Annotated in this window: 24 protein-coding genes; 10 read left to right on the top strand and 14 right to left on the bottom strand. The window is 73.5% G+C overall.

What is annotated here, in order from left to right; genetic code table 11:
* Positions 1–47 precede the first annotated feature (47 nt).
* The 4 genes from ABZ945_RS16280 to ABZ945_RS16265 all read right to left on the bottom strand — a co-directional run bounded on the left by ABZ945_RS16280 (position 48) and on the right by ABZ945_RS16265 (position 3313).
* Positions 48–1010 (bottom strand): electron transfer flavoprotein subunit alpha/FixB family protein, encoded by a 963-nt coding sequence (locus ABZ945_RS16280; protein WP_248637323.1) that lies wholly within the window; start codon positions 1008–1010, stop codon positions 48–50.
* Between the two features lie 90 nt (positions 1011–1100).
* Complete coding sequence (locus ABZ945_RS16275; RefSeq protein ID WP_248637322.1) at positions 1101–1886, bottom strand: electron transfer flavoprotein subunit beta/FixA family protein; 786 nt, start codon at positions 1884–1886, stop codon at positions 1101–1103.
* A 259-nt stretch (positions 1887–2145) separates the two neighbouring features.
* Positions 2146–2667 carry a flavin reductase family protein gene (locus ABZ945_RS16270; RefSeq protein ID WP_361269251.1) on the bottom strand — a complete coding sequence of 174 codons (522 nt, stop codon included), beginning with the start codon at positions 2665–2667 and terminating at the stop codon, positions 2146–2148.
* Positions 2668–3004: 337 nt separating this feature from the next.
* Positions 3005–3313, bottom strand: coding sequence for a thioredoxin family protein (locus ABZ945_RS16265; RefSeq protein WP_361269281.1), 309 nt, complete (start codon positions 3311–3313; stop codon positions 3005–3007).
* A 474-nt stretch (positions 3314–3787) separates the two neighbouring features.
* Between ABZ945_RS16265 and ABZ945_RS16260 the strand changes: the two genes are divergently transcribed.
* On the top strand, positions 3788–4510 hold the full coding sequence (locus ABZ945_RS16260) for a lysophospholipid acyltransferase family protein (RefSeq protein ID WP_248637319.1): 723 nt from the start codon (positions 3788–3790) through the stop codon (positions 4508–4510).
* Positions 4511–4571: 61 nt separating this feature from the next.
* Here the strand turns inward: ABZ945_RS16260 and ABZ945_RS16255 are convergent, their stop codons facing one another.
* The 4 genes from ABZ945_RS16255 to ABZ945_RS16240 form a co-directional block, all read right to left on the bottom strand.
* Positions 4572–5174: a transglutaminase domain-containing protein gene (locus tag ABZ945_RS16255; RefSeq protein WP_361269248.1), complete on the bottom strand. Its 603-nt coding sequence runs from the start codon at positions 5172–5174 to the stop codon at positions 4572–4574.
* 94 nt (positions 5175–5268) lie between these two features.
* The gene (locus ABZ945_RS16250) at positions 5269–6372 is read right to left on the bottom strand and encodes a low specificity L-threonine aldolase (RefSeq protein WP_361269245.1); all 1104 of its coding nucleotides are present in this window, start codon (positions 6370–6372) and stop codon (positions 5269–5271) included.
* A gap of 154 nt (positions 6373–6526) precedes the next feature.
* Positions 6527–7288 carry an SDR family NAD(P)-dependent oxidoreductase gene (locus tag ABZ945_RS16245; protein ID WP_361269278.1) on the bottom strand — a complete coding sequence of 254 codons (762 nt, stop codon included), beginning with the start codon at positions 7286–7288 and terminating at the stop codon, positions 6527–6529.
* A gap of 44 nt (positions 7289–7332) precedes the next feature.
* Positions 7333–8730, bottom strand: a complete 1398-nt coding sequence (locus tag ABZ945_RS16240) for a DUF6421 family protein (protein WP_361269242.1) — start codon at positions 8728–8730, stop codon at positions 7333–7335.
* 477 nt (positions 8731–9207) lie between these two features.
* On the opposite strand from ABZ945_RS16240, the gene ABZ945_RS16235 reads away from it, so the two are divergent.
* Entirely contained in the window at positions 9208–9870 is a 663-nt protein-coding gene (locus tag ABZ945_RS16235) for a glycerophosphodiester phosphodiesterase family protein (RefSeq protein ID WP_361269275.1), read from the top strand.
* A 127-nt stretch (positions 9871–9997) separates the two neighbouring features.
* Positions 9998–12583, top strand: coding sequence for an ATP-dependent Clp protease ATP-binding subunit (locus ABZ945_RS16230; RefSeq protein WP_361269239.1), 2586 nt, complete (start codon positions 9998–10000; stop codon positions 12581–12583).
* A 55-nt stretch (positions 12584–12638) separates the two neighbouring features.
* On the opposite strand, the gene ABZ945_RS16225 is transcribed toward ABZ945_RS16230, so the two are convergent.
* On the bottom strand, positions 12639–13223 hold the full coding sequence (locus tag ABZ945_RS16225; protein ID WP_361269236.1) for a GNAT family N-acetyltransferase: 585 nt from the start codon (positions 13221–13223) through the stop codon (positions 12639–12641).
* A gap of 173 nt (positions 13224–13396) precedes the next feature.
* On the opposite strand from ABZ945_RS16225, the gene ABZ945_RS16220 reads away from it, so the two are divergent.
* The 4 genes from ABZ945_RS16220 (at position 13397) to ABZ945_RS16205 (ending at position 16793) form a co-directional block, all read left to right on the top strand.
* Complete coding sequence (locus tag ABZ945_RS16220; protein WP_361269233.1) at positions 13397–14023, top strand: DUF5134 domain-containing protein; 627 nt, start codon at positions 13397–13399, stop codon at positions 14021–14023.
* 116 nt (positions 14024–14139) lie between these two features.
* On the top strand, positions 14140–15075 hold the full coding sequence (locus ABZ945_RS16215; RefSeq protein WP_361269230.1) for a M56 family metallopeptidase: 936 nt from the start codon (positions 14140–14142) through the stop codon (positions 15073–15075).
* A 161-nt stretch (positions 15076–15236) separates the two neighbouring features.
* Positions 15237–15959 carry a phosphatase PAP2 family protein gene (locus ABZ945_RS16210; protein ID WP_361269227.1) on the top strand — a complete coding sequence of 241 codons (723 nt, stop codon included), beginning with the start codon at positions 15237–15239 and terminating at the stop codon, positions 15957–15959.
* Between the two features lie 138 nt (positions 15960–16097).
* Positions 16098–16793, top strand: coding sequence for a helix-turn-helix domain-containing protein (locus ABZ945_RS16205; RefSeq protein ID WP_361269222.1), 696 nt, complete (start codon positions 16098–16100; stop codon positions 16791–16793).
* Here ABZ945_RS16205 and ABZ945_RS16200 read toward each other — a convergent pair.
* Entirely contained in the window at positions 16766–18274 is a 1509-nt protein-coding gene (locus tag ABZ945_RS16200) for a hypothetical protein (protein WP_361269272.1), read from the bottom strand. The two genes, ABZ945_RS16205 and ABZ945_RS16200, sit on opposite strands and share 28 nt — an antisense overlap.
* Before the next feature lie 270 nt (positions 18275–18544).
* Between ABZ945_RS16200 and ABZ945_RS16195 the strand changes: the two genes are divergently transcribed.
* Positions 18545–19171: a DUF305 domain-containing protein gene (locus tag ABZ945_RS16195; protein WP_361269219.1), complete on the top strand. Its 627-nt coding sequence runs from the start codon at positions 18545–18547 to the stop codon at positions 19169–19171.
* Positions 19172–19318: 147 nt separating this feature from the next.
* On the opposite strand, the gene ABZ945_RS16190 is transcribed toward ABZ945_RS16195, so the two are convergent.
* Together ABZ945_RS16190 and ABZ945_RS16185 are read right to left on the bottom strand one after the other, a co-directional pair.
* Positions 19319–20056: a GNAT family N-acetyltransferase gene (locus ABZ945_RS16190; RefSeq protein WP_361269216.1), complete on the bottom strand. Its 738-nt coding sequence runs from the start codon at positions 20054–20056 to the stop codon at positions 19319–19321.
* 71 nt (positions 20057–20127) lie between these two features.
* A complete protein-coding gene (locus tag ABZ945_RS16185; protein WP_361269213.1) occupies positions 20128–20484 on the bottom strand; it encodes a transcriptional regulator in 357 nt (118 codons plus the stop codon).
* A 219-nt stretch (positions 20485–20703) separates the two neighbouring features.
* Here ABZ945_RS16185 and ABZ945_RS16180 point away from each other — a divergent pair, with 219 nt between their 5' ends.
* Together ABZ945_RS16180 and ABZ945_RS16175 are read left to right on the top strand one after the other, a co-directional pair.
* Positions 20704–21783: an NADH:flavin oxidoreductase/NADH oxidase gene (locus ABZ945_RS16180; protein ID WP_361269210.1), complete on the top strand. Its 1080-nt coding sequence runs from the start codon at positions 20704–20706 to the stop codon at positions 21781–21783.
* A gap of 125 nt (positions 21784–21908) precedes the next feature.
* Positions 21909–22994, top strand: a complete 1086-nt coding sequence (locus tag ABZ945_RS16175; protein ID WP_361269208.1) for an exo-alpha-sialidase — start codon at positions 21909–21911, stop codon at positions 22992–22994.
* A 42-nt stretch (positions 22995–23036) separates the two neighbouring features.
* On the opposite strand, the gene ABZ945_RS16170 is transcribed toward ABZ945_RS16175, so the two are convergent.
* A complete protein-coding gene (locus ABZ945_RS16170) occupies positions 23037–23927 on the bottom strand; it encodes a diacylglycerol kinase family protein (protein WP_361269205.1) in 891 nt (296 codons plus the stop codon).
* A gap of 28 nt (positions 23928–23955) precedes the next feature.
* Positions 23956–25671 carry an FAD-binding oxidoreductase gene (locus ABZ945_RS16165; protein WP_361269203.1) on the bottom strand — a complete coding sequence of 572 codons (1716 nt, stop codon included), beginning with the start codon at positions 25669–25671 and terminating at the stop codon, positions 23956–23958.
* Positions 25672–25711: the final 40 nt, after the last annotated feature.

The following is a 25711-nucleotide window of genomic DNA, read 5'->3' as shown; positions in this document are numbered from 1 at the left end:
GGCGCAGTGCGCCACGCGGCCCCCGGACCGTCGATGAACCGAGCGGGTCAGCCCTTGCGGGACTTGACCTCCTGGGTCAGCTGCGGGACGACCTCGAAGAGGTCGCCGACCACGCCGTAGTCGACGAGGTCGAAGATCGGCGCCTCGGCGTCCTTGTTGACGGCGACGATCGTCTTGGAGGTCTGCATGCCGGCCCGGTGCTGGATGGCGCCGGAGATGCCGGTGGCGACGTACAGCTGCGGGGAGACCGACTTGCCGGTCTGGCCGACCTGGTTGGTGTGCGGGTACCAGCCGGCGTCCACCGCGGCGCGGGAGGCGCCGACGGCCGCGCCGAGCGAGTCGGCGAGCTCCTCGATGATCGAGAAGTTCTCGGCGCCGTTGACCCCGCGGCCGCCGGAGACCACGATCGCGGCCTCGGTCAGCTCCGGTCGGCCGGTGGACTCGCGCGGGGTGCGGCCGACGACCTTGGTGCCGGTGGCCTGGTCGGAGAAGGACACCGACAGGGCCTCCACCGCGCCCGCGGCCGGGGCGGCCTCCACGGCGGCCGAGTTCGGCTTGACCGTGATGACCGGGGTGCCCTTGGAGACACGGGACTTGGTGGTGAAGGAGGCGGCGAACACCGACTGGGTGGCCACCGGGCCCTCGGCGCCGGACTCCAGGTCCACGGCGTCGGTGATGATGCCGGAGCCGATGCGGACGGCGAGGCGGGCGGCGATCTCCTTGCCCTCGGTGGAGGACGGGACCAGTACGGCGACCGGGGACACGGCCTCGTGGGCGGCCTGGAGCGCGTCGACCTTCGGTACCACGAGGTAGTCGGCGAACTCGGGGGCGTCGGCGGTGAGGACCTTGACCGCGCCGTGCTCACCGAGCACCGCGGCGGTGGCCTCGGCGCCGGCGCCGAGCGCGACGGCGACCGGGTCGCCGACACGGCGGGCGAGGGTCAGCAGCTCCAGGGTCGGCTTGCGGACGGCGCCGTCCACGTGGTCGACGTAGACGAGGACTTCAGCCATGGGACTTCTTCTCTCCTGCTTGCGACGTGTGAAGGGGGGCGGGTGCGCGGCCGGAGCCGGTGCGGGGCTCCGGGCCGGCCGGGGCGGGGATCAGATGAACTTCTGACCCGCCAGGAACTCGGCCAGCTGCTTGCCGCCCTCGCCCTCGTCCTTGACGATCGTGCCGGCGGTGCGGGCCGGGCGCTCGTCCGCGGAGTCGACCTTGGTCCAGGCGCCCTCCAGGCCGACGAGCTCGGCGTCGAGGTCGAGGTCGTCCAGGTCCAGGGACTCCACCGGCTTCTTCTTGGCGGCCATGATGCCCTTGAAGGACGGGTAGCGGGCCTCGCCCGACTGGTCCGTCACGGAGACGACGGCCGGCAGGGACGCCTGGAGCTGCTCGGAGGCGGTGTCGCCGTCCCGGCGGCCGGTGACGGTGCCGTCCTCGACGCTGACCTCGGAGAGCAGGGTGACCTGCGGGACGCCCAGGCGCTCGGCGAGGATCGCGGGCAGCACGCCCATCACACCGTCGGTGGAGGCCATACCGCAGATGACCAGGTCGTAACCGGTCTTCTCGATCGCCTTGGCGAGCACCAGCGAGGTGCCCATGACGTCGGAGCCGTGGAGGTCGTCGTCCTCGACGTGGACGGCCTTGTCGGCGCCCATGGACAGCGCCTTGCGCAGCGCGTCCTTGGCGTCCTCGGGGCCCACCGTCAGCACGGTGATCTCCGCGTCGTCGGCCTCGTCGGCGATCTGCAGGGCCTGCTCGACCGCGTACTCGTCGAGCTCCGACAGCAGGCCGTCGACGTCGTCCCGGTCGACGGTCAGGTCATCGGCGAAGTGCCGGTCGCCGGTGGCGTCGGGCACGTACTTCACACAGACAACGATCCTCAAGCTCACGCCGGCTCTCCTACTGCATCGTCTTAACTGAGCTGCCTTCTTGCAGGCAGCATAGGCGCCTGATCGGGCGGTTTCCGCTCGGGGCGGAGGGTGCCGCCGCCGAAAATATTACTCGCCAGTACATCCACTCCGTACCCGCTGAGCAAGCGCTTTGCACTGTGACCTGAATTACGCTCCGTAACCGGAGCCGGGCGGTCCCGGCCGGTCCGGGGCCGGGCGGTGCCGGGAGCTTCCCGGCCGGCACGTCCGGCGTCCGAGGTCAGTCCCGCAGACCGCGGAAGCGGCCCTGGTGGTAGACGAGCGGGGCTCCGCCGGGCTCCTCGTCCAGGCCGCCCACCACCACCTCGGCCAGCACCAGCCGGTGGTCGCCGGCCGGGACCAGCGCCGCCACCCGGCACACCAGCCAGGCCGGTACCCCGTCGAGCACCGGCACCCCGTGCGGGCCGGTGGACCAGCGGGTGGGCGGGGCGAAGCGGTCGGCGCCACTGCGGGCGAAGGTGGCCGCCAGCTCCCGCTGGTCCTCGGCCAGGACGTGCACGCCCACGTACTCGGCCTCGGCGAGGACGGGCCAGCTGGAGGAGCCGGTGCCCACGCCGAAGGAGACCATCGGCGGTTCGGCGGAGACGGAGGTCACCGAGGTGGCGGTGAATCCCACCGGCCGTACGCCCGAAGCGGTGACGACGGCGACCCCGGCGGCGTGCCGCCGGAAGGCGGAGCGGAGCAGCGCGGGTGAGGCGGGGTGGCGGGCATGGGAGGTGGCGAGGTCCGGCTGGACCGTCATGGCGTCGTCCTTCTGCGTCGGGCCGCGTCGGGCGCGGGCGGGGTCCGGGGCTGTCGGCTACCCGTCGGCCGGGCAGGCCGAGCGGGTGTGCGCGGATGTCAGTCCGGACAGCGCGCGCTGGCGGTACGGAGAAGGTCGACATGGACCCGCCGGCGGAGAAGCAGTTTCCTGGCCACGGCGCCAGCCTGTCCGCGCGACGAGGGCGCAGTCAAGGGCGCCCGGACCGATGCGAGATGCATCACCGCACGTCAGTGGGGGTGCGATGGAGATCACGTGGGCCGGGCGCACCTCAGCGACCGGACGGCACACCCCAGAGGTCACCAGGGGCCTTGCGGGGTCAGCCGGCGGTAACGGCGGCACCGAGCGCGGCGACGACGTCGGCGGTACGCGGCTGCCCCTCGGCCCGCCGCACGATCCGCCCCGCGGCGTCCAGGACGAGGGTGGTGGGGGTGCGGGCGATGCCGAGCGCGCGGACCAGGTCGAGCTCCCGCTCGGCGTCGATCTCGATGTGCGCCACGCCCTCGACCATGGCGGCGACCCCGGCCAGCACCCGGCGGGTGGCCCGGCACGGCTGGCAGAAGGCGGTGGAGAACTGCACCAGGGTGGCCCGCTCCCCCGGCTGCGCGCCGAGCTCGGCCGCGCTCAGCCGGTCCGGCCCCGGCGACGACGGAGCAAGGCCCGGCGCCGGCCGAGCCGGGCCGGGCGTCGGCCGATCGGAGCCCGGCCGATCCGCTCCAGGGCGCCGGTTGTCCGGATCCACGCCCAGCGGGTCCGGCCCCGCACCCAGCCGGTCGGGGTGCGGGCCGCCGGGGCTTTCGGCGGGCGGGTGCGGTAGCACATCCGGTCGTGCGGGCGGGTGCGCGCCTGCCATCCGCTCCCCGCGTTCGCGCGGTTCGCCGCTTCCGTCCCGTACCGCCACCGCTCTCCTTCCCCGCCGTTCCCGGCACCCTCGCGGTCACACTCCGCCACAACGTGACGAGAATCTCGCTCTCCGGAGTCACCAGGGCTGGCCTGTCCGGCCGCCATGGTGCACGATCGGCCCAACGCGGGATACCTACGCCTGCGTAACCTTTCCGGGAGAACCCTCCCCAGTGCCCATCACCAGAAGGGTCATCTCCAGATGGCAGAGCTCGTCTATCGGCCGGTCGTCGGCGCCGCACTCACCCTGTTCAAGGCGCTGGACCTGAAGATCGACGTACAGGGCGCGGAGAACATCCCGCGCCGGGGCGGTGCGGTACTGGTCAGCAACCACATCAGCTATCTGGACTTCATCTTCACGGGGCTGGCGGCGCTGCCGCAGAAGCGCCTGGTGCGCTTCATGGCCAAGGACTCGGTCTTCCGGCATCGGATCTCCGGGCCGCTGATGCGCGGGATGAAGCACATCCCGGTCGACCGCGCGCAGGGCGAGGCCGCCTACCGGCACGCGCTGGAGTCGCTGCGCTCCGGCGAGATCGTCGGGGTGTTCCCGGAGGCGACCATCTCCCAGTCCTTCACCCTGAAGAGCTTCAAGTCGGGTGCGGCCCGGCTGGCCCAGGAGGCCGGGGTGCCGCTGGTGCCGATGGCCCTGTGGGGCACCCAGCGGCTGTGGACCAAGGGGCGGCCGCGCAACTTCAAGCGCCAGCACATCCCGGTGACCATCCGGGTCGGCGAGGCCGTGGAGGCTCCCACCGACCAGTACGCGGGCGCGATCACCCGGCGGCTGCGGGAGCGGGTGCAGGAGCTGCTGGAGGCCGCCCAGCGCGCCTATCCGGTACGGCCCAAGGACACCGGGGACACCTGGTGGGTGCCGGCCCATCTGGGCGGTACGGCGCCCACGCCGGCGGAGGTCCGGGAGGCCACCTGAGCCGCGCGGGGCGACGGGCCTGGCCCCGCGCCGCCGCACCGCATGTCGAGCGACCCCGCCGTCACCGTACGGCGGGGTCGTGCTCGTCCAGGCCCTGGGGCAGCAGGGTCTCCAGCTGGGCCACGTCCCGGGCCGAGCGCAGGGCGCGCAGCACGGCGGGGTGGGGCGCGGCGTAGAGCAGCGGGTGGTCCGCCTCGCCGGCCTCGGGCCGTACGGTGAACGCCAGCCGCTCCCGGTCGGCGGAGAAGCGCGCGGCGCTGCCGGGGGCTCCTCCACGCGGGTCCTGGCGTATCCACTCCGTCCGGCCGGGCAGCCGTACCGCGACCAGTCCGTGGACGACGGGGAAGGTCTGGTAGCACAGGGCCGCGGGGAGGGCGCGGGCGCGGAGCAGGGCGGCCAGGGCGTGTGCCTTGGCGTAGCAGATGCCGGTGCGCTGCCCGATGGCGTCGGAGGCGCGCCAGGTGACGCGGGGGTCGCCGGTGTCCATGGAGTGCTCGATGGCGTCGCGGACGAAGGTGAAGGCGGCCTCGGCGTAGGCGACGGGGCCGGGGTGCCGGGCGGTGAGGCGGTCCGCCACCTCGCGTACCCGCGGATGGTGGTGGTCGATGGCCTCGTCCGCGGCGAGGTAGGCGGAGAGGTCCGGGTCCCGCTGGACGAGTCGCATGGCAGCGACGGTAGGGGAACGGCCGACCGGATACCAATGGTTTTCCGGTCGGCCGTATGGTTATGCGCTTCGCGGTCGTGCCGGGGAGGGCCGCTCAGCCGCGGGCCATCTCCTCCTTGAGGGCGAGCAGGAAGGCGTCCACGTCGTCCTCGGTGGTGTCGAAGGAACACATCCAGCGGACGTCGCCGGCCGCCTCGTCCCAGAAGTAGAAGCGGAAGCGCTCCTGGAGGCGGCGGGTGACCTGGTGCGGCAGCCGTGCGAAGACGGCGTTGGCCTGCACCGGGTAGAGGATCTCCACCCCGTCCACCGCCCGTACGCCCTCGGCGAGGCGCTGGGCCATGGCGTTGGCGTGCCGGGCGTTGCGCAGCCAGAGGTCCTTGGCGAGCAGCGCCTCGAACTGCACGGAGAGGAAGCGCATCTTGGAGGCGAGCTGCATCGACATCTTGCGAAGGTGCTTCATATGGCGGGCGATGGCCGGGTCGAGAACGACGACGGCCTCGCCGAAGAGCAGCCCGTTCTTGGTGCCGCCGTAGGAGAGCACGTCCACGCCGACGGCGTTGGTGAACGCCCGCATGGGGACGTCCAGTGCGGCGGCCGCGTTGGCGATCCGGGCGCCGTCCAGATGCACCTTCATGCCGAGGCCGTGGGCGTGCTCCACGATGGCGCGGATCTCGTCCACCGTGTAGAGCGTGCCCAGCTCGGTGTTCTGGGTGATGGAGACGACCTGCGGCATGGCGCGGTGCTCGTCGTCGAAGCCCCAGGCCTGCCGGTCGATCAGCTCGGGGGTGAGCTTGCCGTCGGGGGTGGGCACGGTGAGCAGCTTGAGCCCGGCCATCCGCTCGGGCGCGCCGCCCTCGTCCACGTTGATGTGGGCGGACTCGGCGCAGATCACGGCGCCCCAGCGGTCGGTGAGCGCCTGGAGGGCCGTGACGTTGGCGCCGGTGCCGTTGAAGACCGGGAAGGTCTCGGCGGTGGGGCCGAAGTGGCTGTGCATGACCCGCTGGAGGTGGTCGGTGTACTCGTCCTCGCCGTAGGAGACCTGGTGGCCGCCGTTGGCGAGGGCGATGGCGGCGAGCACCTCGGGGTGGGCGCCGGCGTAGTTGTCGCTGGCGAAGCCGCGGACGGCCGGGTCGTGGCGCCGGCGGGCGTCGGTCTTCGCGGGGTGCGCGGTGGGTGCGGGCTGTGCGGGATGGCTCACGGCGTGGCGGTCCAAGCTTGGTCGGTCACGGCTCGGTCGAGGGGTCCCCGGTCGAGGGATCCCCGGTCGACGGGGCGGTGCGGCGGACGGGCGGGGGCGCCGGGGCCGCTCCCTCGCGGGGGCGGTCCCGGCGCCGGGGCCGGTGCCGGGTGGGTCAGGGCTGCGGGGTCAGCCATACGCGCTGGGCGTTGACGTCCGCGGCGGGCCGGTCCCAGATCCCGGCGATCTGCTCGGCCAGCTCGCCGACGTCGGTGAAGCCGGCGAACTTGGCGTTGGGGCGCTCGGCGCGCATGGCGTCGTGCACCAGGGCCTTGATGACCAGGACGGTGGCGGCGGCCTTCGGGCCCTGCTCGCCGCCCGCCTTGCGGAAGGCGTCGCCGAGGGCGAGGGTCCAGGCCTCGGCGGCGGCCTTGGCGGCGCCGTACGCGGCGTTGCCGGCGGTGGGCTTGCTCGCGCCCGCGGCGCTGACCAGCACATACCGTCCGCGGTCGCTGCGCAGCAGCGGGTCGTGGAAGGCGAGGGTGGTGTGCTGGACGGTCTTGACCAGCAGCTTCTCCAGCAGCGTCCAGTGGGACAGGTCGGTCTCCGGGAAGGAGGAGGAGCCGCGCCAGCCGCCCACCAGGTGGACCAGGCCGTCGATGCGGCCGAACTCCTTCTCGGTCTTGTCCGCCCACTCGCGGGTGGCGGCGAGGTCGAGCAGGTCGACGGTGTCGCCGGTGACGGTGGCTCCGCCGTGCGCGTAGCGGGCGGCGTCCACCGCCTCGACCAGCCGCGCGGGGTCGGCGTCGGCGCCGACCACGGTGGCGCCGGCCTCCGCCAGCCGCAGCAGTGCGGCGCGCCCGGCCGGCCCGGCGGCTCCGGCCACCGCGATCACCGCGCCGTCCAGCACTCCGCTTGTCTCGGCCTTGCCCGTCATCGCCGTCGCCTCCTCCGTACCCGTACCCGTACCTGTACCCGCGGTCACGCGGCCACCGGCCCGACCGTATCCGCGGTGATCCCCTTGGTGGAAGCGATCACGTGCTTCAGCTTCTTGGACAGGGCCTCATAGAACATGCTCAGCGGAAACTCGTCCGGGAGCACGTCGTCCACCAGCTTGCGGGGCGGCTGGGTCAGGTCGAGGGCGTCGGGGCCCTTGGCCCAGCGGGAGCCGGGGTGCGGGGCGAGGTAGGTGGAGACCAGGTCGTAGGCGGCGAACCAGTGGACCAGCTTGGGGCGGTCGATGCCGTCGCGGTAGAGCTTCTCGATCTCGGCGCAGAGCTGGTTGGTGACCTGGGGGGCGCGCTCCCAGTCGATGCGCAGGGTGTTGTCGGTCCAGCGGACGACATCGTGCTTGTGCAGGTAGGCAAAGAGCAGCTGGCCGCCGAGGCCGTCGTAGTTGCGGACCCGGTCGCCGGTGACGGGGAAGCGGAACATCCGGTCGAAGAGCACCGCGTACTGGACGTCCCGGCCGTGCGGGTTGCCCTCGGACTCCAGCTTGACCGCTTCCTTGAAGGCGGTGAGGTCGCAGCGCAGCTCCTCCAGGCCGTACATCCAGAACGGCTGGCGCTGCTTGATCATGAAGGGGTCGAACGGCAGGTCGCCGTGGCTGTGGGTGCGGTCGTGGACCATGTCCCAGAGCACGAACGCCTGCTCGCAGCGGGCCTGGTCGGCGACCATGGCCTGGATGTCCTCGGGCAGGTCGATGCCGAGGAGGTCGACGGAGGCCTCGGTGACCCGGCGGAAGCGGGCGGCCTCGCGGTCGCAGAAGATGCCGCCCCAGCTGAAGCGCTCGGGGGCCTCGCGCACGGCGATGGTCTCCGGGAAGAGGACGGCCGAGTTGGTGTCGTAGCCGGCGGTGAAGTCCTCGAAGGTGATGCCGCAGAACAGCGGGTTGTCGTAGCGGGTGGCCTCCAGCTCGGCCAGCCACTCCGGCCACACCATCCGCAGCACGACGGCCTCGAAGTTGCGGTCCGGGTTGCCGTTCTGCGTGTACATGGGGAACAGGACCAGGTGCTGGAGGCCGTCCACACGGTTGGCGGCGGGCTGGAAGGCCAGCAGCGAGTCCAGGAAGTCCGGTATGGCGAAGCCGCCGTCGGCCCAGCGGCGCAGGTCGGCGACGAGGGCGCGGTGGTATGCGGCGTCGTGCGGGAGCAGCGGGGAGAGCTGCTCGACCCCGGCCACGATCCGCTCGACGGCCGCCTCGGCGGTGGCCCGGGAGGGGGCGTCATCGGCGTCGAAGCCGATGGAGCCGTCCGCGGACTGCCAGACGCGGATCTCCTCCACGGCATTCTTGAGCTCGGACCACGCCGGGTGGCTGATCACCTGGGCTGCGGTGGATACGTCCGCGCCGACTACGTCCTGCACAAGAATTTCCGTCATCTCACTTCCTCCACGGGAGAACCTCGCGTCAACGCACCGTATCTATTCACGGATCTCCACCACAAGTGCGTTCGAAACAAATTATCCTGCGCAGCCGCATCGTTACCGGGAATCTTCCTGCGGGACAGCATGACCGGTGCCGGTACGCCGCCGGTCGCGGTGCGTAGTCCTCCCGGACGGTCTTCCGGGGCGGTCCTCCCGGGCGATCCTCCCGAACCGGTGCTTCCGGACGGTCCTCCGGTACGGGTCGGAGACCCACGGTCCCGTACCGGTGGCCGGGCCGCGACCCGGGCCGCCTCCAGCCGGTCGCGACCGGCGCCGGGGTGCGGCCGCTACCCTGCGGGTGACCGGCCGTACGCACTCCCCCGTACGCACTCCCCGGAGGCGCCCGTGAGCACGGTTCCCCCCACCGACCGGCCCGACCGGCCCACCGGCGGCCGGGGCCGCCCGTTCCGGCTGCTGGGCCACCGCGGGGTGATGGGCGTCGAGCCGGAGAACACCCTGCGCTCCTTCCGCCGCGCCGAACGCGCCGGGGTGGACGCCGTCGAGCTGGATCTGCATCTGAGCGCCGACGGGGCGCTGGTGGTGATGCACGACGCCGAGGTGGACCGGACCACCGACGGCACCGGGCCGATCGCCGGGCACACCCTGGAGCGGCTGCGGGCGCTGGACGCCGGGCGCGGCGAGCGGGTGCCGGTGTTCGAGGAGGTGCTGGACGCGGTGGAGTGCCCGATCCAGGCCGAGATCAAGGACGCGGCGGCGGCCCGGGCGCTGGCGGAGGTGGTGCGGGCGCGCGGGCTGACCGGCCGGGTGGAGGTGTCCTCGTTCCATGACGAGGCGGTCGCCGAGACCGCGCGGCTGCTGCCCGGCGTACGGACGGTGCTGATCGCCAGCCGCTGGGGCGAGGACATCGCCGAGCGGGCGCTCGCGGTGGGCGCGGCGACGCTGGCACTGAACATCCGCCGGCTCACCCTGGAGACCGTCGAGCGGGCCCGGGCCGCCGAGCTGGACCTGATCGGCTGGGTGGTCAACACCCCCGGGCACTGGCGGCTGGTGCGTGCCTTCGGGCTGGACGGGGCGACCACGGACTTCCCGCCCGAGCGCCCCCGGTCTCCGCAGTCCCGGACGCCCCAGGTGTAACGGGGAGGGCGCCGGGAACCCGCGTCGTGGACTCACGGCAGGTCTCACGTACAGCGTGTCCCGGTACGGCGTGCGCGTGCCGTACGACGTGTGCCCGCGCGCCCCGGGACACCGGAACGGAAGCGATATGAGCAGTGCTTTCCCGGGTCCGGAGGGATACGGCTCCGACCCCTTCAGCGAGTTCCTGGCCCGCTTCTTCGGCAGCGGGCCGGCATCGCCGGCGGGCGGACGCCAGGTGCCCCGGTACATCGACATCGGGCGGCTGATGAGCGAGCCGGCCCGGCGGATGGTCGGTGACGCCGCCTCCTACGCGGCGGAGCACGGCAGTACGGACCTGGAGACCGAGCACCTGCTGCGCGCCGCGCTGGCCACCGAGCCGACCCGCGATCTGATCGCCCGGGCGGGCGCCGACCCGGACGCGCTGGCCGAGCAGATCGACCGGTCCGCCGGGGACGGGCCGCCGCAGTCGCGGATCGCCGTCACCCCGGCGGTCAAGCGGGCCCTGCTGGACGCCCACGATCTGGCCCGGCACTCCGGCGCCTCCTACATCGGGCCCGAGCACGTGCTGTCGGCGCTGGCCGCCAACCCCGACTCGGCGGCCGGCCGCATCCTCAACGCCGCCAAGTACGACGGCGGCGGTGGGGCCGGGGTCCCCGGGCGCGGTCCGGGGCGCGGCGGCGGGCCGGGCCCGTGGGTGGGCGACCCGGAGGCGCGGCCCGCGCCGCAGCACGGCACCCCGACGCTCGACACGTACGGGCGCGATCTGACCGACATGGCCCGGGAGGGCCGGATCGACCCGGTGATCGGGCGCGATGACGAGATCGAGCAGACCGTGGAGGTGCTTTCGCGCCGCGGCAAGAACAACCCGGTGCTGATCGGTGACGCCGGTGTGGGCAAGACCGCGATCGTGGAGGGCCTGGCGCAGCGGATCGCCGAGAACGACGTCCCGGGCACCCTGCACGGGCGGCGGGTGGTCGCCCTCGACCTGTCCGGGGTGGTGGCCGGCACCCGCTACCGGGGCGACTTCGAGGAGCGGCTGAACGCGATCATCGAGGAGATCCGGGACCACTCCGAGGAGCTGATCGTCTTCATCGACGAGCTGCACACGGTGGTCGGCGCCGGCGGGGGCGGCGGCGGTTCGGAGGGCGGCTCGATGGACGCCTCCAACATGCTCAAGCCGGCCCTGGCCCGCGGTGAGCTGCATGTCATCGGCGCGACCACGATGGAGGAGTACCGCCGCCACATCGAGAAGGACGCCGCGCTCGCCCGCCGCTTCCAGCCGATCCTGGTGCCCGAGCCCAGTGCGGAGGACGCGGTGGAGATCCTGCGCGGGCTGCGCGACCGCTACGAGGCCCACCACCAGGTCCGCTACACCGACGAGGCGCTGCTCGCCGCGGTCGGGCTGTCCGACCGCTACCTCACCGAGCGGTTCCTGCCCGACAAGGCGATCGACCTGATCGACCAGGCCGGTGCCCGGGTGCGGCTGCGCACCCACACCGACACCGACATCCGGGCGCTGGAGCGCCAGATGGACCAGCTCACCCGGGACAAGGACCAGGCGGTGGCCGCCGAGCAGTACGAGCGGGCCACCGAACTGCGGGACCGCATCCAGGACCTCAAGACGCGGATCAGCACCGGCCGCAGCGAGGAGCCGGCCGGGGACGGCCGGGTGGTGGAGGTGACCGCCGAGGACATCGCCGAGGTGGTCAGCCGGCAGACCGGCATCCCGGTCTCCAGCCTCACCCAGGAGGAGAAGGACCGGCTGCTCGGCCTGGAGGAGCAGCTGCGCAAGCGGGTCATCGGCCAGGAGGACGCGGTCACCGCGGTGTCCGAGGCGGTGCTGCGCTCGCGGGCCGGTCTGGCCGATCCCAAGCGGCCGATCGGCAGCTTCCTCTTCCTCGGCCCGACCGGCGTGGGCAAGACCGAGTTGGCCCGGGCGCTGGCCGACGCGCTGTTCGGCAGCGAGGAGCGGATGGTGCGCCTGGACATGAGCGAGTTCCAGGAGCGCCACACCGTCAGCCGCCTGGTCGGGGCGCCTCCCGGGTACGTCGGCCATGACGAGGCCGGGCAGCTGACCGAGGCGGTGCGCCGCCACCCGTACTCGCTGCTGCTGCTGGACGAGGTGGAGAAGGCCCACCCGGACGTCTTCAATGTGCTGCTCCAGGTGTTGGACGACGGGCGGCTGACCGACTCCCAGGGCCGCACGGTCGACTTCAAGAACACGGTCATCGTGATGACCAGCAACCTGGGCTCGGAGGCGATCGGCTCCGGTCGGGGGCTGCTGGGCTTCGGGGCCGGGGGCGAGGGCGCGGACGACGACGCGGCCCGGGACCGGGCGCTGCGTCCGCTGCGGGAGCACTTCCGGCCGGAGTTCCTCAACCGGATCGACGAGATCGTCGTCTTCCGCCGCCTGGACGAGGAGCAGCTGCGCCGGATCACCGATCTGCTGCTGGACGAGACCCGGCGCCGGATGCGGGCGCAGGACATCGGGGTGGAGTTCGCCCCGGACGCGGTGGACTGGCTGGCGCGGCGCGGCCATGAGCCGGAGTACGGGGCCAGGCCGCTGCGCCGCACCATCCAGCGCGAGGTGGACAACCGGCTCTCCCGGCTGCTGCTGGACGGACGGCTGCCGGCCGGCTCCCGGGTGCGGGTGTCGGAGGGCGACGGAACCCTGGTGTTCCGCACCGACGAGCCGGGCGACCCCACGGAGTAGCCCGGGAGACCCGCGGGAAACGCCCCCGCCGGGTACGGAGGCGGCCGTTTCGGTGCTACGCCGCGGGCAGGTCGGGCAGGACCGTCAGAGCCGGGAGGTCCTTGACCAGCAGCTCGAACTCCAGGTCCGGGCGCTGCGGCAGACCGAAGCGCTCGTCGCCGTACGGGAAGGGGGTCATCGTCCCGGTGCGCCGGTAGCCCCGCCGCTCGTACCAGGCGATCAGCTCCTCGCGGACCGAGATCACCGTCATCTGCATCTGGCGGGCGCCCCAGTCGGCGGCGGCCAGCCGCTCGGCCTCGGCGATCACCTGGCGTCCCAGGCCCCCGCCCTGGAGCCCGGGGCGGACCGCGAAGGTGCCGAAGTAGGCGGCCTCGCCACGGTGTTCCAGCTGGCAGCAGGCGACCAGTGCGCCGTCCCGCTCGACCACCAGCAACCGGGAGGCGGGGTCGGTGATGACGGCCCGGATGCCCTCGGGGTCGGTGCGCCGGCCCTGGAGGATGTCGGCCTCGGTGGTCCAGCCCGCCCGGCTGGCCTCGCCCCGGTAGGCCGACTCGACGAGGACGACCAGCGCCGGGACGTCGGCCTCGGTGGCGTCCCGGTAGGTGAGGGCGTCCGCTCTGCGGGGTGCTGCGGTGTCCATGGCGGGTGGCTCTCCTCCGGTCGGCTCTGGCGGGCGGCCCCGAGCGTAACGCGCCGGCCGCACGCCCCCGTACACCCCTCGTACCTCCTCGCGCCCGCGTGCGCGACCCCGGGGCCGGGCATCGTCCAGGGCGGACGCCGGTCCGCCCTGGACCGCGCCGGGGGAGGTACGAGGTGCACGGACCCGTGGTGCCCGGCTGGCTGCTGGTGGCGTTGTGCGCGGTCGCCGGGGTGTCCTGTCTGGTGCGGGCGCGCGGCTGTGCCGGGCACGCCGGGCGGTCGGCCACCGGTGAGGCGGTGATGGGGCTGGGGATGGCCGCGATGGCGGTCCCGGCCGCGGTGCCGGCGCCGCCCGCCTGGGTGTGGGCCGGGTACGCGGCGCTGTTCACGGCGGCCGCCGTCCCCGCTGTCGGGGCTGTCGGGCCGCTGCGGCGCGGACGGACACGCACCCGCGGGCGGGCGGGTGGCCACGGGTGGGCGGGTGGCCACGGGTGGGCGGCGGACCACGGCCACCATCTGGTGGGGTCGCTGGCGATGGTCTATATGGCGCTGGTGATGGCGGTCGGCGGTGAGACGGGGCCGCATCCCGGGCACGGCGGGCCGGGTGGCGGGCTGCCGCTGCTGACGGCCGCACTCCTCGCGTACTACGCGGTGTACGTACTGCGCGCGGGAGGCCGGCTGGTGCCCGTGGCGACGGCGTCACCAGTGCCCCCGGGAGGCTGGGCCGCCGGGCCGCAGATGGCGCTCGCCTGCCGGCTGGCGATGGCCCTGGGGATGGTGGCGATGCTGCTCGCCCTGTGAACAGGCTCCCGGAGAGTGACGGAATCCGAAGCTCCGGTGCTGCGGATTTCGTGGTGTGCGTCACTTGGTGTGCGAGGCCGTATCTATCAACCCCGCCCCGCTCATAGGGTGGACGCATGGTCATCCCCCTGACGCTGCTGGCGCTCGGTGCCGTGGCCGCCGTACTGGCCCCCTCCCTGCTGGCGCGGGCGCGCTGGCCGGAGCGCGAACCGGTGGTGGCGCTGTGGGTGTGGCAGTGCGTGGTGGCGGGGGTGCTGCTCAGCTTCGCCCTGTCCATGGTGTTCAGCGCGGCCGCCGCCTGGCAGGAGGTGCGCGGGCATGTGTTCGCACCGGCCCCGCGAGCGGTGGTGGAGGCGTACGCGCTCGGCGCGGACGGCCCCTGGTCCGGTGCGCTGGCCGTGCTGCTGGCCTGCGGAGGACTGTGGAGCGGGGCGATGCTGACCCGCGAGGTGCGCCGGGCGCGGGCGCGCCGCCGCCGGCGCCGGGCCGAGCTGCTGGTACGGGCCCCGCTGCTGCCCGGTGAGGAGGCGAGCCGGGAGCCGCTGGTGCTGCTGGAGGGCGAGCGGCCGGACGCCTGGTGGCTGGCCGGGCCCACCCCTCAGCTGGTGGTCACCACGGCGGCGCTGCGCCGGTTGAAGGGGCGGCAGCTGGACGCCGTACTCGCCCATGAGCAGGGGCACGCCCGGGCCCGGCACGACTGGCTGCTGCACTGCTCCTCGGCGCTGGCCACCGGGTTCCCGCAGGTCCCGGTGTTCGCCGCGTTCCGCGACGAGATGCACCGGCTGGTGGAGCTGGCCGCGGACGACTCGGCCTCGAAGCGGTTCGGCCGGCTGACCATCGCGCTGGCGCTGGTGGAGCTGAACGAGGACCGAGGGGTCTTCGGCCCCTGCCCGGCGCAGGACGCCCAGCTGCCGCGGCGGGTGAACCGGCTGCTGACCGCCGAGCCCCGGCTGACCGCGGGCCGCCGGCTGCGGCTGACGGCGGCCGCGGCCCTGGTCCCGGTGGTGCCGCTGCTGGTGGCCTTCGTACCGGCGCTGCGCACTCTGGGGTAGGAGGGCCGCGCCCCCGGTGCCTTGCCCGTTTCCTGCGGTGTCCGTGGGTTTCCCTTCGGTGCTCTCGCGGTTTCCTTCCGGTGTCCTCGCGGTTTCCCCCGGGTTGACTCGGTGGGCGGGTCGGGGGGCGTAGCCGGGCGTTCGCCGGTAAGGATCAGGGCATGCACGCCCCCTCCCCCACTCGCGGCTCGGCCGTCTCCGTCGCCCTCTGGTCCGGTGCCCTGTCCGGGCTGCTGCTCGCCCTGGTGGTGGTCGAGGCGGGGCCGGTGGTCTCCTTCGACCGCACGGTGGCGGACGGGCTGCACGCCTCGGCGGTGCGCAGCCCGGTGCTCACGCGTACCGCCCGGGTGCTGACCGACTGGGTGTGGGATCCGTGGGCGATGCGGCTGCTGGTGGCGGCCGCGGTGGTGTGGCTGTGGGGCCGTGGGGAGCGGGCGCTGGCGGTGTGGGCGGTGCTGGTCAGCGCGGTGGGCACGACGTGGCAGCAGGGGTTGAAGGCGGTGGTGGGGCGGGAGCGTCCGGTGTGGCCCGATCCGGTGGACACCGCGCACTTCGCGTCGTTCCCGTCAGGGCATGCGATGACGGCGGCGTTCACGGTGGCGGTGCTGCTGTGGCTGGCCCGGAGGCTCGGCGCCGGCGGCTGGGTCTGGCGGCTGGCGGTGGTGGCCGGGGCGGTGTCGGTGCTGGGTGTGGGGGTGACCCGGCTGTATCTCGGGGTGCACTGGTTCTCGGATGTGCTCGCCGGCTGGCTGATGGGGGTCTGCTTCGCCGCGCTGGCGGTCTGGGCGTACGAGCGGTGGAGCGCGGGCCGGGGGCCGGAGGGCGGCGGGCCGGTGGTGACCGGCCGGGCGCCGGGCAGGCAACCCGGGCAACGCGGGCAGTGAGAAGCCGTGCGTCCCGGACGATCCCCCGCGTCGCCCGGTCCGCACGGCATCCACCGCGTCGGCCCTCGGGCAGCGGCCGTCGCGGTGGCGATGGCCCGAGTATATTGGCTGCCAGCCAGTCAACGCAGGAGTTAAAGCATGACCCCGCGGAGCGCATCGGTCAATGAAGAGCTCCGTCGGCGTTCCCGGGAGCGGCTGCTGCAGGCGGCGGTGGAGCTGGTGGCCGAGCGGGGGTATGAGGACACCACGCTGGGGGCCGTCGCGGACCGGGCCGGGTCGGCACGCGGGCTGGTGTCCTACTACTTCGCGAACAAGCGGGAGTTGCTGCAGTCCGCGGTGCACCGGCTGATGCATCTGAGGCTGGCGGAGGCGCTGGAGCGCGAGCCGCGCTCCGAGGACGGCCGGGAGCGGCTGGCCCGGGCCATCGACGCGGTGCTGGGGCTGGCGGTGGAGCAGCCCCGGCTGATGCGGACGCATATGGCCGGCATCCTGCAGGCGGAGGGGTTCGTCCGCTGCGACGAGCAGCAGCGGCTGGCGGCCCTGCTGCGGGACACGGTGGTCCGCTACGGCTCGCGGGATGTGGACGTGGACTATCCGCTGCTGCGGGCACTGCTGATGGGCGCGGTGTTCGCGGTGGTGCTGCCGGGGGCGCCGATGCCGCGGGCGCGGCTGCGTTCGGAGCTGTTCCAGCGCTACGGGCTGGACTGGGAGGCGGGTACGCCGCCGGGCGGCCCCGGTGATGGGGGGCCGCCCGGCGGTGGTACGTGGCCGTCCGGGCCCGGTGGACTGCCACCGGACCGGTGGGCTCAGTCGCGGTCGAAGTCCTCGAAGTAATCAGGCTGCGTCTGGACGTTGAGCTCGTCCATCCGCACCCGCTTCGCCGGGTCGGTGCGCCGGTCGTCGAGCTTCAGCACGTCGAAGCCCTTGGCCATGTCGTTGGAGTAGATGTGGCCGTTGTAGTAGTACGCGGACCACGAACCGCCGGTGACGAGCTGGGTGGTGCTCAGCGGCCCGCGCTCGAAGTAGGCGATCTCCTTGGGCTTGCGGGAGTCGGTGAAGTCCCAGACGGAGATGCCGCCCTGGTACCAGGCCTGGACCATCAGGTCCTTGCCCTTGACCGGGATGAGCGAGCCGTTGTGGGCGACGCAGTTCTCGGTGTCGGCCTGGTGGCGGTCGATCTTGAAGTAGCTGCGGAAGACCAGCTTGCGCTTGTCGCCGCGGCCCTTGATGTCGTAGATGCCGTCCGCGCCGCGGTTCGGGCCGACCTCGGCGTTGCAGGTCGGGGCGCCGCCGCCGCCGAGCTCGTCGGTGAAGACGACCTTGTCGGCCTTCTGGTTGAAGGTGGCCGAGTGCCAGAACGCGAAGTTCACGTTGTCCTGGACCCGGTCGATGACCTTGGGCCGCTCGGGGTCGGCGATGGAGAACAGGATGCCGTCGCCCATGCAGGCGCCGGCCGCGAGGTCCTTGCCGGGCAGCACGGTGAGGTCGTGGCAGCCGGTGGTCTTGGTGACGCCCGGGTTGGTCGGGGCGCCCGGGTTGCCGCCGCCGTCGGGGCCCTCGCCCGGGAAGAGCACCGGGAAGCCGACGAGCTTCGCCTTCTGCGGGGCCTTGCGCGGCACCTTGATGACGGAGATCCCGTCATGCGGGGGCTGGCAGTCGGGGAAGGCGGCGTTCGGCGCGTACGAGGAGACGTACACGTAGACGTTCCGCCGCTCGGGCACCAGGGTGTGGGTGTGCGAGCCGCAGGCGGTTTCGACGGCGGCGACATAGCGCGGGTTGCGGATGTCGCTGATGTCGAAGACCTTCACCCCCTCCCAGGAGTTCTTCTCGGTGGCCGGCTGGGTGGTGGACGAACACGAGTCGTCGCTGCGGGAGGAATCGGTCGACAGGAAGAGCAGGTCGCCGGAGACCGATATGTCGTTCTGCGAGCCCGGGCAGAGCACCTGGGCGACGGTGCGCGGCTTGGCGGGGTTCCTGATGTCGAAGATCCGGAAGCCGTCGTAGTTGCCGGCGAAGGCGTACCGGCCCTGGAAGGCCAGGTCGGAGTTGGTGCCGGGCAGCACGTCCTTGGGGATATTGGCGAGATGGGTGATGTTGGGGCTGTGCACGACCTCGTCCACACCGGGTATCTCGCCGGACCGGATGGCCGCGGTGGCCTCGGCCTTCTGATGGGCGGAGACGCTCCCGGAGACAGTGGGGGCGTCTCCGGGGTCGGGGGTGGCGGCGGCGGGGCCGGCGGTCAGCAAGGTGGCGAGCAGACCGGCCGCGGCGGTGGCCACGCCCAGTCGTCTGCGCCGAGCGCGTACGGTGCGCAGGATCACTACGTCCTCCCAGGTTTCCGTTCGGAGTTGAACGGTGCACGGACCACGGCAGTATCTTCTTTTGCATGCACATCTCAACAGATGGCAACAGCAACGTCATGAGGATTTCTCGACAGGTGGACATGCCGACCGCTTCGGCGCGCCCGCGCACCCGTCCACGGCCCCTGGGAGGCATCAGTGCGGAAGTCCGTTAGCGGTGCGGCCCGTTGGACTGCCCCGGCGACACGGGCGGTCAGGCCGCGGGCCGGGGTGCCGGCCGCCGCGGTGGCCGTCGCCCTGGCCGCGCTCCTCGGTCTGACCGGCTGCGACGACTCCACGGCGAAGCCGGACGCCACGCCGAAGGCGGCGGCCTCCGGCAGCGGCCCGGCGGTGGTGGCGCCCGGCCGGCCCGGCGAGCCGGCCCGCACGCTGTCCCCCGAGGAGGCGGCCCGCGAGGTGGTGCCGGACACGCCCAACTCGGCCGACTACAGCTACGCCCAGATGATGATCGTCCACCATGGGCAGGCCCTGGAGATGGCCGCCCTGGCACCCAGGCAGGCCTCATCGGCCCAGGTGAAGGGGGTGGCCGGGCGGATCGCCGCCGCCCAGGGGCCGGAGGTCTCCGCGATGCGCGGATGGCTGGACCGCAACGGCGGGCCCCGCGCCCAGAGCGGTCACGACCACGGGAAGATGCCCGGTATGGCCACCGCGGCGGAGCTGAAGAGGCTGCGCGCGGCCCGGGGCGCGCCCTTCGACGAGCTGTTCCTGAAGCTGATGATCACCCATCACCAGGGCGCCCTCGCCATGGCCACCGAGGCGCTGTCGGACGGCAACAACGTCCAGGTGGAGGAGATGGCGACCGATGTGATCGCCCAGCAGACCGCGGAGATCGAGCGGATGCGGCGGATGTGAGGCCCACGGGGCCGGGGAGCGGGTCCTCCGGCCCCGGCCCCGTGGGCGCGACCCTGTACGGGTAGGGCCGACGGGCCGGACGCGCCGGGCCCCGCCCACCCGGGCGGCGCGACCGTATACGGGGCGCGGCGGCGGACCGGGGGCGGGTCAGGGGTGGCGCATCCAGATGTTGGGCTCCTGGTAGACCCCGGTGCCGGCGGCCCGGTCGACGTGCAGCACCGTGAGCCCGCCCGGGATGACGTACTCCCCGGACTCGGGGAGGGCCAGGCCGGTCCACTTCTCCCACTCGGTGACGGAGCCGGTCATCGTCTGGGAGGCGGGCGCCGCGGCGAGCACGGTGGCCCCCAGCCGTTCATGGGTGCGGATCCAGGGGTCGAGCGCGGTGCCGTCCTCGCGGCGCCAGGTCATGAACCGCTCGATCGGCGTCAGCGGGTACCGCTCCTTGGTGGTGGGGCGGACCGGGGCGAGGACATGGGTGAGTCCGGCCGCGCGGCCCGTCTCGCGCAGAGCCGTCAGCATTCGCCCGGCCAGCCCCCGTCCCTGAAGGGCGGGGGTGACGACGGCGCCGCAGACGACCAGGGTGTTGGGGGTGCGCCCCCGCTCCCGGCCCTCGACCGCGCGGACCAGGGAGTCGGTGTACCCGGCGGGCAGCGAGGAGACCTCGCCGTCCCAGTGCAGCGGTACGCCCCAGCCGGCCGCCACCGGCACCCGGTCTCCGTCCACCAGCATCAGGTCCAGGTCGGCGAACCACTCCCGCACCCGGCCGATGTACTCGGTGACCACCCGGTCCGCCGTGATGAACTCCGGGAAACCCTCACTGAAGAGGCGTTCCAGCTGCTCCTGGGGCCGGTCCCGGGCATCGGTCCGCTCGACTGTCCATGTCACGGGCCGATCCTGGCACACCGGTCGAGGGCGGTCGGCACCGAGGACGATCTTCACGGGGCCTCGCCTGGAGCTCAGTCCTCGGTCGGGCCGAGGCGGGTGGCTTGGGCACCGGCGGCGGAGAGCACGGCGGCGAGCAGCCCGGGGAAGAGCGCCTCCAGCTCCTCGCTACGCAGGGCGTTCATCTTGGCGGTCCCCCGGTAGGCCTGCCGGATGACACCGCTCTCCCGCAGCACCCGGAAGTGGTGCGTGCTGGTCGACTTGGTGACCGGCAACTCCACTTCCGAGCAGGCGAGTTCGGCACCGGCCTCGGCGAGCCGGCATACCACGCGCATCCGCATCGGGTCGGCGAGCGCGTGCAGCACCTCGGCCAGCCGGATCCGGTCCGGCTCGGGGTGGGGCAGCTCCCGCCCGGGGGTCATGGTCGTCATGGCGGCTCCACACTCATCGACGGGCGGCTGCGGGGCGGGGACGGGCGACGCCCGAGGCAACAGCACCATCATAGGCCGACCCTCGGCATAGTCGGACGACTATCGTAGTTTGACAGCAACCGTAGTACGAGGTTTACCGTACTACCGGTCGGCCCCACCGACCCGCCCGCCGCCGGCCCGTGCCGCGGCGGCCGGTCCCGCCTTGAGAGGAGCGCCCCCATGAGCGCACTGTTCGAGCCCCGTACCCTGCGGTCGCTGACCTTCCCCAACCGTGTGTGGATGGCGCCGATGTGCCAGTACAGCGCCGAGGCGACCGGTCCGGACGCCGGGGTGGCCGGGGACTGGCACTTCGCGCACTACGCGGCGCGGGCGGCCGGCGGCACCGGGCTGATCCTGCTGGAGGCGACGGCCGTCTCGCCCGAGGGCCGGATCTCCCCGTACGACCTGGGCCTCTGGAACGACCGGCAGGCCGGGGCGCTCAAGCGGATCACCGACTTCCTGCGGACCCAGGGCACCGTTCCGGGCATCCAGCTCGCCCATGCCGGGCGCAAGGCGTCCACCGACCGCCCCTGGAAGGGCGGCGCCCCGGTGACGGACCCGGAGACCGGCTGGCGGCCGGTGGCGCCCAGCCCGCTGCCCTTCGACACCGGCCACCCGGTGCCGGAGGAGCTGACCACCGAGCAGATCGCCGCGGTGGTACGGCAGTTCGCCGACGCCGCCCGACGGGCCCGGGACGCCGGGTTCGACGTGGTGGAGGTGCACGGGGCGCACGGCTATCTGATCGGCGAGTTCCTCTCCCCGTACTCCAACCACCGCACCGACGCCTACGGCGGCTCCTTCGAGAACCGCGTGCGGCTGGCGCTGGAGGTGGTGGACGCGGTGCGCGCGGTGTGGCCCGAGGAGCTGCCGGTGTTCTTCCGCATCTCGGCCACCGACTGGCTGGACGAGGCGGGGTGGACCGCCGACGAGACGGTACGGCTGGCCGCGCTGCTGAAGGAGCACGGGGTGGATCTGCTCGACGTGTCCACCGGCGGCAACGCCCCGCGGGCGGCTATCCCGACCGGCCCCGGCTACCAGGTGCCGTTCGCCGCCCGGGTGCGGGCCGAGACGGGCCTGCCGGTCGCCGCCGTAGGGCTGATCACCGAGCCGGCCCAGGCCGAGAAGGTCGTGGCCAACGGGGAGGCGGACGCGGTGCTGCTCGGCCGCGAGCTGCTGCGCGACCCCTCCTGGGCGCGGCGCGCGGCGCGGACCCTGGGCGGGGTGGTGCAGGTGCCCGACCAGTACCACCGCTCGGTCTGAGCCCGGCCGCACAGGGTCTGACCTGCGGCGCCACCGCTGGGAGGGCCGTTGTCAGTGGGCGGGTGCAGACTGGCCCGTATCCGCGACAACGGCGTCAGCGGTGGCTACGGAGGAGTGGGCGCACCATGACCGACGTACTACTGACCGCGGGCACCCGCAAGGGGCTGTTCCTCGGCCGCAGGAAGGGCGGGCGGTGGGACTTCGAGGGTCCCTTCTTCAACGCCCAGGCGATCTACTCGGTCGCCATCGACACCCGCTCGGGCACACCCCGGCTGCTGGCGGGCGGGGACAGCGCGCACTGGGGCCCCTCGGTGTTCCACTCCGACGACCTGGGGGCGAGCTGGACCGAGCCGGCCCGGCCGGCGGTCTCCTTCCCCAAGGACACCGGGGCGTCGCTGGAGCGGGTCTGGCAGCTGCATCCGGCGGGCCCGGCCGCCCCGGGCGTGGTCTACGCGGGCACCGAGCCGGCCGCGCTGTTCCGGTCCGAGGACGGCGGGGAGAGCTTCACGCTGGTGCGGCCGCTGTGGGAGCACCCGACCCGCTCGCAGTGGGTGCCGGGCGGCGGTGGCGAGGGGCTGCACACGGTGGTCACCGATCCGCGGACGCCGGACGCGGTGACGGTGGCGGTCTCCACCGCCGGGGTGTTCCGGACCGAGGACGGCGGCGCGCACTGGTCCCCGTCCAACCACGGGGTGTCGGCGGTCTTCCTGCCGGACCAGCACCCGGAGTTCGGGCAGTGCGTGCACAAGGTCGCCCAAGGCGCGGGCGACCCGGACCGGCTGTACCTCCAGAATCACTGGGGTGTCTACCGCAGCGACGACGCGGGGGCGAGTTGGACCGACATCGGCGAGGGTCTGCCGTCCGACTTCGGCTTCGCCCTCGCCGCCCATCCGCACCGGACGGACACCGCCTACGTCTTCCCGATCACCGCGGACGCCGACCGGGTACCGGCCGACCGGCGCTGCCGGGTCTACCGCACCAGCGACGGGGGCGGCAGCTGGGAGGCGCTGTCGGCCGGGCTGCCGGAGCACGACCACTACGGCACGGTGCTGCGGGACGCGATGTGCACCGACGACGCCGATCCGGCGGGTGTCTACTTCGGCAACCGCAACGGCGAGTTGTATGCCAGCGGCGACGACGGGGAGAGCTGGGAGCTGCTGGCCTCCCATCTGCCCGATGTGCTCTGCGTACGGGCGGCGGTGGTCGGCTGAGCGCACCGGCCCCGGGACGGGCCCGGGGAGGCGCGGGCGGAATCAGGCGAGCACCTTCAAGGCGCCCGGCTGCACCCGCACGGTCACCGGCAGCACGGCGTCCACCTCGCCGTCGGCGCCGTAGGGCACGGGCCGGTCGGCCTCGATGCGGACCTCCTTGCCGCGCAGCACCCGCACCTGGGGGCGGGACAGGTGGGCGCCGGTCTTCAGCTCGTTCATGAGGGAGAAGAACAGCCGCCGGGGGCCGTGCCGGATCACGACCACGTCCAGCAGCCCGTCGTCCAGCAGGGCGCCGGGGGCGATGTTGCGGCCGAAGCCGTAGTAGCCGGAGTTGGCCGCGACCACGGTGTAGCCGCGCTCCCTGTGCTCGGTCCCGTCCACGGTGATCCGGTAGGCGGCGGGGCGCCAGCCGGCCACCGCCCGGACCCCGCCGACGTAGTACGAGGCGGCGCCGCTGAGCAGCCGCGAGGTGTTGGCGTGGCGGTTGGCCACGGCGTCCACCCCCGCGTAGACGCTGCCCAGCACCGAGATGCCGGAGTGGACGGCGGAGGTGACCGCGATGGTGTCCACCACCCTGGGGGTGGAGTGCAGCAGGGTCTTCGCGAGGGCGGGTACGTCGAGGGCCTTGCCGGTCCGGCCGAGGGCGCGGGCGAAGTCGTTGCCGCGCCCGGCGGGGACCAGGCCGAGGACGGCGCCGGTGCCGCTGAGGGCCCCGCCTATGCCGCCCGCGATGCCGTCCCCGCCGACCGCCAGCACCACCCGGCCGCGTCCGCCGGCCTCCCGGGCCAGCTCGCGGGCGTGCTCCAGACTGCGGCTGTAGCGGGTCTCCAGCCCCGCCCCGGCCTCCCGGAGGAGTCGGGCGAGCGCCAGCAGGTCCGCCGCGCCGCTGGAACTGCCGGCGGCCGGGTTGACCACGGCGGTGAACTGTCGCATGTGCGCGCCTCCAGGGGGCGGGGCCGGGTCAGGGCCGGTCGGCGGAAGAGGTGGCGGAAGGGGTACGGGAGGAGGGGTCGTCGGCCCGTGGCGGCGTCGGCAGGAGGATGCCGGGGTTGAGGATGCCGTCGGGGTCGAGGGCGGCCTTGACGGAGGTCAGGGCGCGGATGCCGAGCTCTCCGGCCTCCCGGGCGTACCAGTCGCGGTGGTCGGTGCCGACGCCGTGGTGGTGGCTGATGGTACCGCCGGCTTCGAGGATGGCCTCGTTGGCGGCGTGCTTGGCCGGCTCCCAGTGGGCCACCGGGTCCTCTCCCTGGGCGGAGACCACGGTGAAGTAGAGCGAGGCGCCGTTCTCGTAGACGTGCGAGATATGGCACATCACCAGCGGGGTGGTGCCGGCCTCGGTGAGGGTGTCGGTGAGGGCGCGGCGCACCCCCTCGTAGAGCGCGGGGATGTCCGACCAGAAGGCCGCGGTCTCCAGGGTCTCGGCGAAGGCGCCCGCCTCCAGCAGGGCGTCACGCAGATACGGGGCGTCATAGCGGCCGCGGGCCCAGTGCTCGCCGGGCTCCTCCCCCGCGTACGTACCGCCGGCCGCGGTCAGTGCCTTGCGGGCGGCCGAGCGGCGTTCGGCGGTGTCCTCGGCGGTGCCCTCGTAGCCGACGACGGCCATGCAGCCGGCCGCCTCCGGCGCGGTGGAGCCGATCCGGTCGGGGTGGGCGAGGCCGATGAAGGTCTCGGTCTCGTCGGACAGCCGCAGCACGGTGGGGCGCGGCCCGTCCTGGGCGAGCCCGCGCAGCGCCGCGGCGCCGGCCTCGAAGGAGGCGAAGCGCCAGCCCTCGTAGACCCGGCGGACCGGCAGCGGCCGGATCCGCACGGTCACCGAGGTGATCACGCCGAAGGCGCCCTCAGAGCCCAGGACCAGCTGGCGCAGGTCGGGGCCGGCGGCCGAGCGGGGGGCGCGACCCGCCTGCCAGCCGCCCTCGGGGGTGGCGACGGTCAGACCGAGCACCATCTCGTCGAAGCGGCCGTAGCCGGCGGATGCCTGGCCGCTGGAGCGGGCCGCGGCGAAGCCGCCGATGGTGGCCCACTCGAAGGACTGCGGGAAGTGGCCGAGGGTGTAGCCGCGTTCGTTGAGCAGGGCCTCGGCCCTCGGGGCGCGCAGCCCGGCGGGCAGGACGGCGGTGCGGGAGATCTCGTCGATCCGCGGCGGGGTGTTCAGCCGGCGCAGGTCCAGGGCGACGAAGGGCCGGACGCTTTCCGGGGCCAGTCCGCCGACCACGGAGGTGCCGCCGCCGAACGGCACGGCGGAGACCTGGTGTTCGGCGCAGATCCGGAGCACGGCCAGCACCTCGTCATGGCTGCCGGGCAGCAGCACGGCCGCGGGCAGGTCGGTGACGTCCCCGGCGCGCAGCCGCAGCAGGTCGGGGGTGGACTTGCCGCGGGTGTGGCGGACGCGGTCGGTGGCGTCGGTGCGGACGTACGCCCCCCAGCCGTGCTCCGTCCCGTCGCGCTCGGCCTCGTCGCGCTCGTCTTTACTCTGCTTCTGTCCGCCGAGGGCCTCGGCGAAGGCGGCGAGTGTCTTGGCGGAGAGCGGGCTCGGCGGGACCTCGATGTCGTCCGGGGCGGCCGGTACCGGCGTCTCCCGCGGGGTGACGCCGAGCATGTCGCGCAGCAGCCCGATCACGGAGTCCGGCAGCGGTTTCGCCCGGGCCGGGTCGCCCCAGCCGTTCCACAACATGTCCACTTCGGTCGTTCCTCACCGTCGACGGCGCGGGGGGCTGGTT

This window comes from Streptomyces sp. NPDC046887 (assembly GCF_040644755.1).
Taxonomy (GTDB): Bacteria; Actinomycetota; Actinomycetes; order Streptomycetales; family Streptomycetaceae; genus Streptomyces; species Streptomyces lichenis.
Note: the sequence above shows the minus strand (reverse complement) of the source record. Positions and strands in the feature narration are given on the sequence as shown.